Raw genomic sequence first — 12338 nt, 5'->3', positions numbered from 1 at the left:
GAACTTACTCTGGGTCACATCAAAAAACAAGATTCGGAGACACGTTCATGCTGCCGCTGCTCGGCCTGGCCACCATCGTCGTCCTGCTCGGGGCGATTCTTTCCAAACGCATGTCGCCGCTCGTTGCGCTGATCATCGTGCCGATCGCGGCGTCGTTGATCGGCGGCTTCGGCCTTTCGACGAGCAAGTTCGTCATCGACGGACTGAAGAGCCTCGCGCCGGTCGTCGGCATGTTCGTGTTCGCGATTCTCTATTTCGGCACGATCACGGACGCGGGCACGCTCGATCCGATCATCGATCGCATCCTGCGCGCGGTCGGCACGAAACCGACGCGCATCGTGATGGGCACGACGCTGCTCGCGTTGCTGATCCATCTCGACGGCTCCGGCGCGGTCTGTTTTCTCGTCACGATTCCGGCGATGCTGCCGCTCTACGATCGCCTGAACATGGATCGCCGCGTGCTGGCCGCGGCCGTGTCGATGGCGGCGGGCATCAACTTCCTGCCGTGGACCGGGCCGATGATCCGCGCATCGGCGTCGCTGCATCTGCCGATTTCCGCGCTCTTCAATCCGCTGATTCCGGTGCAGATCATCGGTCTCGTGTTCGTCTTCGGCATGGCGTGGTGGCTCGGCCGGCGCGAGGAAAAGCGCCTCGGCTATTCGAGCGCGAACGGCGCGATTCCCGTACCGAAGCGCGAGCTGACGCCCGAAGAACAGGCGCTGCGCCGGCCGAAGAATTTCTGGTTCAACATCGTGCTGACCGTCGTCGTGCTCGGCACGATGGTCGTGATGGGCGAGAAGATTCCGCCCGCGATCATGTTCATGGTCGGGCTGTGCATCGCGCTGATGGTGAACTACCCGAACGTCGACATGCAGAGAAAGCGCATCGATGCGCACGCGCGCGCGGCACTGATGATGGCCGGCATTCTGCTCGCGGCGGGCGTGTTCACCGGCGTCATGCAGGGCAGCGGCATGTTGAAGGCGATGGCGCAGGCGGCGGTCGGCTTCGTGCCGCCGGCGTTTGCGGGCCACATTCCGGTCGTGCTCGGCCTCCTGTCGATGCCGCTCTCGATGCTCTTCGATCCCGATTCGTTCTATTTCGGCGTGCTGCCGGTGATCGCCGAAGTGGCGTCGCAGCTCGGCGTGCCGGCGGTGCATGTCGGCCAGGCCGCGCTGCTCGGCCAGATGACGACCGGCTTCCCCGTGAGTCCGCTCACGCCCGCCACGTTTCTCGTCGTCGGCTTGTGCGGCATCGATCTCGCGGATCATCAGAAGTTCACGTTCCCGCTGCTGTTCGGCGCGTCGGTCGTCATGACGATCGCGTGCGTCGTGCTGGGCGTGTTTCCGCTGTAAAGGAAAAGCATCATGAAAGACACCATCAGAATCGGCGCGGGCGCGGGTTACTCGGGCGATCGCATCGAGCCTGCCGTCGAGCTTGCGGAGCACGGCGCGCTCGACTATCTCGTGTTCGAGTGCCTGGCCGAACGCACCATCGCAATCGCGCAGCAAGCGCGCCGGAACGATCCCGGACTCGGCTATGACCCGTTGCTCGAAGCGCGCATGCGCGCGGTGCTGCCGGTCGCGGCGAAGAACGGCGTGCGCATCGTGTCGAACATGGGCGCGGCGAATCCGCGCGCGGCGGCGCGCAAGACGGCGCAGATCGCGCGCGAACTCGGCCTCGCCGGACTGAAGATCGCGGCCGTCACCGGCGACGACGTGCTCGATGTCGTCCTGCGCTCAGCTCTGCGTTTCGAGGAATCCGGCGACGATGTTAGCGCGTACGCGGCGCGCATCGTGTCGGCGAATGCGTATCTCGGCGCGGCCCCGATCGTCGCTGCGCTCGCGGCGGGCGCGGATATCGTGCTGACGGGGCGCGTCGCGGACCCGTCGCTGTTCACGGCGCCGCTCGTCCACGAATTCGGCTGGAAGATGGACGACTGGAACACGCTCGGCCAGGCGACCGTCGTCGGACATCTGCTCGAATGCGCGGGTCAGGTGACGGGCGGCTATTTCGCCGATCCGGGCTACAAGGACGTAGGCAATCTCGCGCGCCTCGGCTTTCCGATCGGCGAGGTGAGCGCGGACGGTTCCATCGTCGTGACGAAAGTGCCGCACGCGGGCGGCTGCGTGACCGAAGCGACGTGCAAGGAGCAACTGCTCTACGAGATTCACGATCCGGCGCGCTACTTTCAGCCGGATGTGGTCGCGGATTTCACGCAGGTGCGCGTCGCGCAGGAAGCGCAGGACCGCGTGCGTGTGAGCGGCGGACGCGGCCACGCGCGTACCGGCACGCTGAAGACGTCGGTTGCGTATGTGGATGGCTACATCGGCGAAGGGCAGATTTCCTACGGCGGTCCGGGCGCGGTCGCACGCGCGCGGCTCGCGCTCGATATCGCGCGCGAACGGCTCGCGATCACCGGCGTCGACACGAGCGAGCTGCGCCTCGATCTGATCGGCGTGAACGCGCTTTATGGCGACGCGCTCGCATCGAATCACAGCGAACCGTACGAAGTCCGCGTGCGCGTGGCGGGCCGGGCGTCGAGCGCGAAGGAAGCGGCGCGCATCGGCAACGAGATCGAAACGCTCTATACCAACGGCCCGGCGGGCGGCGGCGGCGTGACGAAAGCGACGCGCGAGGTCATCGCGGTGCAGTCCGTATTGCTGCCGCGCGAGCATGTGAAGCCCGTATTCGAATTCGTGGAGGCAAGCGATGAAACTGCGTGAACTGGCGCACGGCCGCACCGGCGACAAGGGCAACACGCTGAACGTGTCCGTCATCTGCTTCGATGCGAAGCATTACGCGCATGTGCGTGAACAATTGACGCCCCAGCGCGTGAAGGCGCATCTTGCCGATGTCGTGAAAGGCGATGTCGTGCGTTACGAGTTGCCGCTTCTGCATGCGTTCAACTTCGTGATGGGCCATGCGCTCGGCGGCGGCGTCACGCGCTCGCTGGCCCTCGACGCGCACGGCAAGTCGATGAGCTCGGCGCTGCTCGATATCGAAATCGATAAGGTTTCCTAAGACGAATTGAACGGTGCTCGAGACGCCTCACATCTTGGGAAAGCTAACTTTCCAGGTAAAAATCACCGCATAAAACTCGACAAAAGCTGGCCAAAACCGCGCCCGACGCTCTCGTTAGACTTTTTTACATTTTAGCTGGCGGGTGTTCCTAAACGTCTGAATACAATCGCATTGTTAAAGATTGTGCGGTCGTCGGGACTAATGAACACGAAGCCAAAAACAATACTTTCCATATTCGGGACGCGGCCCGAAGCCATCAAGATGGCGCCGCTCGTGAAGGCCTTGGAGGCGGAGCCGGACGTTCGTTCGATCGTGTGTGTCACCGGCCAGCATCGCTCGATGCTGCAGCAGGTGCTGGATCTGTTCGACATCACGCCGCATCACGATCTCGCGATCATGTCGGAGAACCAGAGCCTGAACGGGCTGGCTTCGCGGATCATCGCGTCGGTCGACGACGTCATTACGGCCGAACAGCCGGACCGCGTGCTCGTGCACGGCGATACGACCACCGCGACGGCGGCTGCGCTTGCCGCGTTTCATCGGCAGGTGCCGGTCGCGCACGTCGAAGCGGGTTTGCGCACGGGCGACATGAGCAAGCCCTGGCCTGAAGAGATGAACCGGCGCGTGGTCGATGTCGTGAGTGATCTGATGTTCGCCCCGACGCCGCGCTCGCACGCGAACCTCGCGGTGGAAACGCTGCAAGGGCGCGCGTTCATCACCGGCAATACGGTGATCGACGCGCTGCAGTCCGTGACGAAGCGCATCGACGCGAACGACGCGCTGCGCAGAACGCTCGATGCGCGCTTCCCGTTTCTCGACCACTCGAAGCATCTGGTTCTCGTCACCGGTCATCGGCGCGAGAGCTTCGGACGCGGCCTGCGCGATATCTGCGCCGCGTTGGCGCGGCTGGCGCGACGTACCGACGTGCAGATCGTCTATCCGGTCCATCTGAACCCGAACGTGCGTGCGACCGTCATCAGCGCGCTCGGCGGGGCGCAGAACGTGTTTCTCATCGAGCCGCAGGACTATCTCGGATTCGTGCGGCTGTTGCAGCGCGCAACCGTCGTGCTGACCGACTCCGGCGGCGTGCAGGAAGAAGCGCCTGCGCTCGGCAAGCCGGTGCTCGTGATGCGCGATGTCACCGAACGTCCCGAAGCGATCGACGCCGGCACTGCGGTGCTCGTCGGCACGGACAGCGAGGCGATCGCGGCTTCGGTCCATCTGCTTCTCGACGATGCGAACGCCCGCGCGGCGTTCTCTCGCAGGGTCAATCCGTACGGCGATGGACGTGCCTCGGCGCGCATCGTCGCGGCGCTCGCGGGCCGTCCCTTCGAGGAATTCAGACCCGTCGTGGCACGCGGAACAAAAGATGTGGTCGGCGTCATGCGCGAGGCTTTCGCATAGTCCTTCGGTTGTAAGCGCAAGACCTGTCGCGCCAACGGCCGGATCGCGACCTTGGGGCTGAAGCGTTCATGCCGCATAAGCCTGACTATTCCGGCCAGGAAGCTTCACGCAATCGAGGCGATCGCGCGCGACGTGCACGTGCCTTCGCGGCCAATCCGCCACGTTGCGTCAACGTCGAGTCACTCAACTTGGTCAACGACATCATCAAGCGGCGCGGACTGCGCGCCGTCCTGGCATCAATCGCGCTGTTCGCCGCGTGCTTCGCGGGCTTCCAGTATGCCGCCCTCGGCGCTGCCACGAGCGATACCGACATCGCGGGCGCGATCGGACGGCTCGGCCTCGATGTGCAGGAGACGCGCACCGTCACCCTGCGGCAACTCGGCCTGCTCGAAAGCGTCACGCTGAACGCGCCCGACACGCGCCGCGAGTTCTTCCTGCCGGTGCCCGCCGGCGTCCCGATCTCCGATGCCACGCTGCAAGTCGACGGCGGCTACGTGCGCGGCGACGGCGGCCGCGTGACCATGCTCCTTTCGCTCGACGGCTCGCCGGTGCTCGCACGCGCCTTCACGCAGGACGCGGGCGGCGTGTCGCTCAATCTCGGCGTCGATGGCGCGCCGCGCAGCGCGGGCTTCGTGCGACTGGGCCTCGGCTTCGCGTCGGTGATCAGCGAGACCGGGTGCGCCGATCAGACGGCCATCGGCAATGTGCTGCGCGTCGATCCGGCCACGCGCCTCACGTTCCGCTTCAATCCCGCCGACGTGCAGGATCTGCGCACCGCATGGAGCGCGCTGCCGTTCGCGCCGGTGCTCGCGGTGTCGGGCCGCAAGCTGTCGACGAACGCGTTCGATACCGCCTGGCGCACCGACGCACTCCTGCAACGCGACGGCAAACGCCCCGTGATGCAGACGCTGCCCGCCGTGGGCGATACGGTCGATCTCGCGGGCGTCGAGGTGCCCGCGTCTTTGCGCGGAATTCCCGCGTTCGCGGCGCTGGCGGCGGGCGCCAAGCACACGATCAAGGACGATGCCGAACGCGGCGCGCTCGTCGCGCTGGGCGCACGCGCGGCGTTCGGCCCCGACGTGGTCATCGCCGACGAAGCGATGCGCACGTCGATAAATAGCGCGCTCGACGCGTTGCGCGCAGAAGTCGCAAGCACATCCGCCGATGCGCTCGCCGCCTTCGACGCCTGGCGCAAGCGCACGGCCTCGCAACTGACGGCGCCGCTCGCGCCGGGCGAAGTGCGCGTCGCGCACGTGGGCGGACGCGCGATGATCGTCGTCGGCGATACGCGCGGCATCGGCGCGCTGGCGCACGGCTGGCGGCCCATCGACGTGTCGAATCGCGTGGTCGTGCATCGCATCGACGTGGCGCAGCAGACGCGCGGCGACACCATCGCGCTGTCCGATCTCGGCGGCGATCCGCGCAGCGTCGACGTGCAGACGGCCGCGTCGTGGGATGCGCGCTTCGATCTCGCGGCGGCGTCGGGCAACGGCCGCCTGCCGGAGCAAGTGGTGCTCGATCTCGCGGCATCGCCGACGCTCTCCAACGGCGGCGCGACCGCCACCGTCTACTTCAACGACGTGATGATCGGCGCGAAGCTCATCAATGTCGACGGCGCGCGCCAGCGTCTCGTCGCGCCCATTCCGCGCTACGCGCTCGCGCGCACCAACGACCTGCGCGTGACCTTCCGCCGTCAGCCCGACGCGGGTTGCCAGGCGCGTCAGACGTATCCGGTCGCGGTGTTGCCGTCGAGCCATCTGCGGCTCGCGAAGGCCACGCCCGACCATACTTTCGCGGGCATGGCGGCGCGCTATGCGTCGTCGGCGACGGTCTACGTGCCGCGCGCTTATCTCGACGATGCCCTGAACAGCGTGCCGCGCCTCGCCGTGCTGACGGGCGCGGCGGGCATCGCGCCGGTATCGGCGAAATTCGCAGTGAGCGGCGCGGACGATGCCGCCCGGCCCGACGGCCCGTTCCTCGCCGCCGATGTCAAACTCGCCGACGAGAAGAATCCCGCCGTGTATTCAAGCGACCGTCTCGCGCTGACATCGCCCGTGGGCGACACGTTGCTCGACATGTCGGGGCTTTCGCGCGTCGCGGTGGTGAGTGTCGCGAGCGCGGGCGGCGAGAGCGGCGTCGTGTATCGATCGGCGGGCGCGGCGCCGGTGCTCACCGACAAGCTTCAGCTTTCGCGCGGCAATATCGCCGTGGTGAATGAAACCGGCGTGCTCAAGCAGTTCGATACGGTCGACCCCGAAGAGATGACCGACGAGTCCGCGTCGAGCACCGACTGGGTCACGCGGCACTGGGCGCGCTGGGGCATTCCGGCGGTGCTCGTCGTACTGCTGCTCGCGTTGATCGCGCTCGCGGGCCACGCGCGGCGAAGACATCGCAACGGCAACGGTCGCGGCAACGGTCGCGGCAACGGCGGCGAGGATGACGCGTGATGCCCGAGATGCTCCGGTGGTACGGCGAGATCCTGCTCGCCGAGTACTACCAGGGACTCGAGTACGTGGCCGCGACGGTCGCGGCGATCATCCTGCTTTCGAGCCTGGATGATCTGTTCATCGACATCTGGTACTGGACGCGCAAGTTCTGGCGCCGCGTGACGGTGGAGCGCCGTTACGCGCCGCTCACCATCGAGCAACTGTATGCGCGCGACGAGCAGCCCATCGCGATCATGGTGCCCGCGTGGCACGAGGACGACGTGATCGCCGCGATGATCGAAAGTCTCGTGCGCGTGCTCGACTATCGCGCGTACACGGTGTTCGTCGGCACTTATCAGAACGATGCCGCGACGATTCGCGAAGTGGAGCGCATGCGGCATCGCTACAAGCATCTGCATCGCGTGGAAGTGCCGCACGACGGCCCGACCTGCAAGGCCGACTGCCTCAACTGGCTCGTGCAGGCGATCCTGCATTACGAGTTCGAAGCCGGGGTCGAATTCGCGGGCATCGTGATGCACGACAGCGAGGACGTGCTGCATCCCGTCGAGCTGAAGTTCTTCAACTATCTGCTGCCGCGCAAGGACATGATCCAGTTGCCGGTGGCGTCGCTGGAGCGTCACTGGTTCGAGCTCGTCGCGGGCACGTACATGGACGAGTTCGCGGAATGGCACGCGAAGGATCTCGTCGTGCGCGAAAGTCTCGCGGGCGCGGTGCCGTCGGCGGGCGTGGGCACGTGCTTTTCGCGCCGCGCGATTCTGGCGCTCGTCGAAGAAACGGCGCAGCAGCCGTTCAACACCGAAAGCCTCACCGAGGATTACGACATCGGCACGCGCATCACGCGGCTCGGCATGCAGTCGATCTTCCCGCTCTTTCCCGTCGAATTCACGACGCGCCGCAAGGGCTGGTTCGGCCTCGGCCGCGAGCGCGAGATCAAGATGACGATGCCGCTGTGCGTGCGCGAGTTTTTCCCCGACACGTTCCGCACCGCGTACCGGCAACGCGCGCGGTGGACGCTCGGCATCGGCTTGCAAGGCTGGGCGCTGACCGGCTGGAGCGGCTCGCTCGCCAACCGCTATCTGCTGATGCGCGACCGCAAGGGCGTGGTGACGGCGTTCGTCGGCATGCTCGCGTATCTGCTCGCCGTGCAGTTCATGCTCTTCGCGACGGCTTCGTATTTCGGGCTCGCGACCGAATTCTTTCCGTCGCCGTTCATCGATTCGCACTGGCTGCAGTTTCTGCTCGCCGCGAATTCGGTCGCGCTCGTGCTGCGCGTCACGCAGCGCATCATCTTCACGACGCGGCTTTACGGCTGGGAGCACGGCGTGCTGTCGGTGCCGCGCATGGTGATCAGCAACGTCATCAACTTCATGGCGGTGGCGCGCGCGTGGCGGCTTTTCATCGTGCATGTGGTGACGGGGCGGCGGCTCGCGTGGGACAAGACGATGCACGATTTCCCCAGCGACGAAGGCCTGCGCGACACGCGCCAGGAACTCGGCGAGCTGCTGGTGTCGTGGCAGGCGATCGATCCCGAGCGGCTCGAGGAAGCGCGGCGCACCGAGCACGCGCGCGAAGCGCCGATCGGCCGCGTGCTCGTCACGCGCGGCTGGCTCGACGAGGAAACGCTCGCCGAAGCCATCGCGTTTCAGGCGGACTTGCCGCGCGGTCATTTCGACGCGGCGCGCATCGAGCTGACAACCATCGCGACGCCCGAGACGCTCGTGCGGCTGCGCGCGCTGCCGCAGGGCATCGACGCGAACGGGCACGCCGTGTTCGTCTGCGCGAGCCTGCTCGACGATGCCTCGCTCGCCGAATTGCGCGCGGCGGCGGGCCGCGGCGTCGCGTTGCAGATCGTGCGCGAAAGCGAGATCACGGCGGGCCTGCGGATGCTGCGCGCGGCCGGCATGCCGGTTCATCCGGGCGACGCCGATGACGACGCGCCGCCATCGCTCGCCGATGCCGCCGCCGCGCAAGGCGTGCCCTTGCTCGGCGACATCATGATCGAAATGGGCCTCGTCACGCGCAGCGCGTTCGAGACCGCGATGAGCGACTATCGGCCGGAGCGGCATGGACGCATCGGCGATTACATGGTCGCGGAAGAAGTCATCCTGCCCGATGCGCTGACGGTCGCGATCGCGGAGCAGCGCCGCCGCTATCTCGCGCGGGCCGGCATTCGATGAACGCGCGTCATGCGTCGATCGCCGCGCTGTGCCTGTGCGCGTCGCTGGCCGTGTGCGCGGACGAAACGCTGCCGCTGCCGTTGAGCGGCGCGGCGTATCGCGTCGCGCGCCAGGCGTTCGCGGCTTACGACGAACATCGTTATGCCGATGCCATCGCCGGCGCGCGCGAAGCGATCCGCCAGCGGCCCGACGTCGCCGATCTGCGTCTTCTGCTCGCGAATGCGCTCGCGGCGCGCGGGCGTCTGAAGGACGCGAGCCGCGCGCTTTCCGACGCCATCGCGCAACTCGGGCCGCTGCCTGCGCTGACCGCGCGGCGCAGGCAGATCGACGTGCTGATCGCGTCGGGCGGCGCGGGCGGTGTGCCGGGCGATCTGCCGGAGCCGGCGTCGAAGGCGGCGCGCGCCGCGTATCGCGCATATGCGAAGAAGGATTTCGCGACGGCGGTGGCCGAAAGCGGCGAAGCCGTGCGTCTCGCGCCGCAGGCCGAGCGCTTGCGCTATCTGTTGATCGACTCGCTCGCCGCATCCGGCGACGATGCCGCCGCATACGACGCCGCCGTCGATGCCGCGACACGCTTCGGCGACAGCGCTGCCTTGCGCGAGCGGCGGCGCTTCATCGGCGACAGGCTCGCGCCGGCCGAATCGAAGTCGGCGTATGCGGCGCGCGAGCGCGGCGATCTGGACGCGGCGCAAGGCTTCGCGCGCAAGGCAGTCATGTACGCGCCGGCGCGCATGGACTTCCGCGTGCAGCTCATCGAGATACTGTTCGCGCGCGGCGATCTCGCGGGCGTGGAAATGGCGACGAGCGATGCCATCGCGATCGATCCCGACGATGCGCTGGTGCGGGCGTTGCACGGCTATGCGCGCGCGGCGCAGGGGAAGGACGCGGATTTCGCGCTCGCATCGATCGACACGCGCGACGAACACAACGCACGCGCCAGCCGCGATGCCCGCGTGGCGCGCGCGATCGTCGCGGACGTGCGGCTCGCGCAAGGCAACCCGCAAGCGGCGCTCGACGCGCTGCCGCCCGTCACGACGCAAACGCCCGACGACGCCGATGCCGCGATCATCCTGCGCCGCCTTCGCGCGCAAACGATGCTGCGCGTGGGCGCGACGCAAACCGCGCAGATCGACCCGCGCGCGCGTCCCACATTCGAGTGCCGCGAAGACCGGTTCGGCGCATCGTGCGATGTCTATGCGCACGATCCCGCGCTCGCCGCGACCCGCGAAGCGCGCCTGGCCGAACATCGCGGCGATCGCGGCGCGGCCATCGGCTACTGGCGCACGGCGATCGCCGAAGTGCCCGACGATCCGCAGCCGCGCCTTGCGCTGATCGATGCGCTCGCGGCGACGAATCGCACGCGCGAGGCGTCGGACGAAGCGCGCGCGCTCATCGACGCAAATCTGCTGAATTCGATGACCGATACGCAAGCCGCGTTCATCGCGCGGCGCGCGGGCGACAACGCGCTTGCGCTCGACTATTTCGCGCGCGCCGAACGCGCCGGCACGCTGCCCGCATCCGCCGAAGCCGATGCCGGTTACGCGGCGCTCCAGTTGTATCGCAACGAGGAAGGCGCGAAGTATCTCGAACGGGCGATCGATCACGACGACGCAACCCTGACGCCGCAAGCCCTCACCGACGCGCGCGCCGCCCACGCCGAAGCGACGCGCAACTGGGGTTTCAGCGCGACCGTGAACTATCGCGGCAACGGCGCGCAGCAAGGCTTCGCGTTCGCGCCGACGCCGGGTCTCTCGAACAACTGGCAGGCGGGCGCGGAAGCGTACTGGCGGCCGTTCGGCAGCCTCGGCGAGCGCATGTTCGAGGTGTACGCGCGCGGCTACGAGAACTTCGGCGTGAAGGGCGGCGGGCCGTCGGGGGCATCGACGTTGCAGGCGGCGATCGGCGCGCGCGTGAAGCCGTTTGCATCGGCGAATGCGATATTCGCGATCGAAAAGATTTTCCCGATCGGTTCCGACGTGCACGCCGACTGGCTCGCGCGCGCCGCCTATTCCAACGGTTTCGGCGACACGCGCCGCCTCGACGTGCCGAGCTGGTGGACGGGCACGGTGTACGGCGAGGCGGGCCATTACATCGACAATCACTCGACGTACGCGACCGCGAACGCGCGTCTGGGCCGCACGTATCGCGTCGATTCGGTGAGTCCGCGGCTGACGGTGTTTCCGCATGCGGTCGTCGGCATGGACTACGATTCGGCGGTGGATCACAGCGTGCCGGTGGGCATCGGCGCGGGCGTGGCGGCGCGTTACGGGTTTCGTGGCGGTCCGTACGACGCGCCGCGCTCGTTCGTCGATCTGACGGTGCAGTACCGTTTTCGCGTCGCGGGCGACGATCGCGCAAAAGGCGTGTTCTTCGGCGCGGTATTCTCATACTGATGATGCGCTCGCTTCTTGCTTCGTTCGCCGTGTTCATCGCGCTCGCGTGCGCGCCGTGCGCCGCGCATGCGCAGGCGTCGCGCGTGCGGCTCATCGACGGCATCGTCTGGCAGCCCGACAACGCGCACGCCGATCCGCGCGGCGACTGGGACCGGCTCGGCGCGCGCGAACTCATCGTGCAATGGACGGCGGTGGACGGCGTGTCGTTCGTGCCGGGCAGCGGCATGCCCGCGGCCGCGCGCATGCCGGACTGGGAGCGCATCGCGCAGGAGCCGTGGGCGCGCAATGTGATCGTCGGGCTCGCGGGACGCTTCGACGAGGCGGCGGCGCGCGCGAATGTGGTGCAACTGGCCATCGAATCGATGCAGCTCGCGCAGGTGCATCCGCCCGTGCATGTGACGGGCTACTACTTTCCCGTCGAGATCGATCCGACATGGCAGAACGCGAGCGCGTTGCGCACGCTGCTGGATGCGTTGCCGCGGCCGCTGTGGATCAGCGTGTACGACCGGGCGAACGTGGGCGGCGCGGCGATCGCGGAGTGGCTCGATCAGTGGCTGCCGCGGGATGTCGGCGTGCTGCTGCAGGACGGATGCGGCGTGTATGCGCGCGAGCCGAAGATCGCGCGCGAGTATGCGGATCAGCTAGCGGCGAAGCTCGGGCGGCATCGTGTGCGGATCATCGCGGAGGCGTTCCGGCCGCAGGTGGGCGGCGGCTTTCGCCCGGCAACCGTCGATGAACTGAAGCCGCAGATCGACGCCTATCGCGGCTACAAGACGTATCTCTTCGATGGGCCGCATTACGTGTCGCCGGACCTCGTGAAAGGCTTGCTCGATGCGTATGGCATCGTTCGCCGCTGAAGTAACAAGTTGTCAAATTTTCGTCGCCTTCAGTCACAG

At 67.2% G+C, this 12338-nt stretch carries 8 protein-coding genes; all 8 read left to right on the top strand.

Features of this window, described 5'->3' with window-relative positions; genetic code table 11:
- Positions 1 to 47 precede the first annotated feature (47 nt).
- The 8 genes from AWB76_RS06825 (at position 48) to AWB76_RS06790 (ending at position 12299) form a co-directional block, all read left to right on the top strand.
- Positions 48 to 1352, top strand: a complete 1305-nt coding sequence (locus AWB76_RS06825) for a CitMHS family transporter (RefSeq protein WP_061159352.1) — start codon at positions 48 to 50, stop codon at positions 1350 to 1352.
- Positions 1353 to 1364: 12 nt separating this feature from the next.
- Positions 1365 to 2723 carry an acyclic terpene utilization AtuA family protein gene (locus AWB76_RS06820; RefSeq protein WP_061159351.1) on the top strand — a complete coding sequence of 453 codons (1359 nt, stop codon included), beginning with the start codon at positions 1365 to 1367 and terminating at the stop codon, positions 2721 to 2723.
- Complete coding sequence (locus AWB76_RS06815) at positions 2710 to 3021, top strand: AtuA-related protein (RefSeq protein WP_061159350.1); 312 nt, start codon at positions 2710 to 2712, stop codon at positions 3019 to 3021. Before AWB76_RS06820 ends, AWB76_RS06815 begins: the two co-directional genes overlap by 14 nt.
- Positions 3022 to 3222: 201 nt before the next feature.
- Positions 3223 to 4425, top strand: coding sequence for a non-hydrolyzing UDP-N-acetylglucosamine 2-epimerase (gene wecB, locus AWB76_RS06810; RefSeq protein WP_061159349.1), 1203 nt, complete (start codon positions 3223 to 3225; stop codon positions 4423 to 4425).
- A gap of 188 nt (positions 4426 to 4613) precedes the next feature.
- Positions 4614 to 6872: a cellulose biosynthesis cyclic di-GMP-binding regulatory protein BcsB gene (locus tag AWB76_RS06805; protein WP_061159445.1), complete on the top strand. Its 2259-nt coding sequence runs from the start codon at positions 4614 to 4616 to the stop codon at positions 6870 to 6872.
- The gene (locus AWB76_RS06800; protein WP_374729912.1) at positions 6872 to 9049 is read left to right on the top strand and encodes a glycosyl transferase family protein; all 2178 of its coding nucleotides are present in this window, start codon (positions 6872 to 6874) and stop codon (positions 9047 to 9049) included. The genes AWB76_RS06805 and AWB76_RS06800 overlap by 1 nt, the downstream gene beginning before the upstream one ends.
- Positions 9046 to 11442, top strand: a complete 2397-nt coding sequence (locus AWB76_RS06795; RefSeq protein WP_061159348.1) for a bacteriophage N4 adsorption protein A — start codon at positions 9046 to 9048, stop codon at positions 11440 to 11442. Before AWB76_RS06800 ends, AWB76_RS06795 begins: the two co-directional genes overlap by 4 nt.
- Complete coding sequence (locus AWB76_RS06790) at positions 11442 to 12299, top strand: alpha-amylase family protein (RefSeq protein WP_061159347.1); 858 nt, start codon at positions 11442 to 11444, stop codon at positions 12297 to 12299. The genes AWB76_RS06795 and AWB76_RS06790 overlap by 1 nt, the downstream gene beginning before the upstream one ends.
- The last annotated feature ends 39 nt before the right edge of the window (positions 12300 to 12338 follow it).

The sequence above is a fragment of the Caballeronia temeraria genome, from assembly GCF_001544795.2.
Taxonomy (GTDB): Bacteria; Pseudomonadota; Gammaproteobacteria; order Burkholderiales; family Burkholderiaceae; genus Caballeronia; species Caballeronia temeraria.
This window is presented reverse-complemented; position numbering and strand designations above follow the sequence as displayed.

Bases quoted from the DNA above. Each gene is read 5' to 3' on its own strand.
- wecB (WP_061159349.1), top strand. From the start codon at position 3,223: ATGAACACGAAGCCAAAAACAATACTTTCCATATTCGGGACGCGGCCC.
- AWB76_RS06790 (WP_061159347.1), top strand. From the start codon at position 11,442: ATGATGCGCTCGCTTCTTGCTTCGTTCGCCGTGTTCATCGCGCTCGCG.
- AWB76_RS06815 (WP_061159350.1), top strand. From the start codon at position 2,710: ATGAAACTGCGTGAACTGGCGCACGGCCGCACCGGCGACAAGGGCAAC.
- AWB76_RS06800 (WP_374729912.1), top strand. From the start codon at position 6,872: ATGCCCGAGATGCTCCGGTGGTACGGCGAGATCCTGCTCGCCGAGTAC.
- AWB76_RS06795 (WP_061159348.1), top strand. From the start codon at position 9,046: ATGAACGCGCGTCATGCGTCGATCGCCGCGCTGTGCCTGTGCGCGTCG.
- AWB76_RS06825 (WP_061159352.1), top strand. From the start codon at position 48: ATGCTGCCGCTGCTCGGCCTGGCCACCATCGTCGTCCTGCTCGGGGCG.
- AWB76_RS06820 (WP_061159351.1), top strand. From the start codon at position 1,365: ATGAAAGACACCATCAGAATCGGCGCGGGCGCGGGTTACTCGGGCGAT.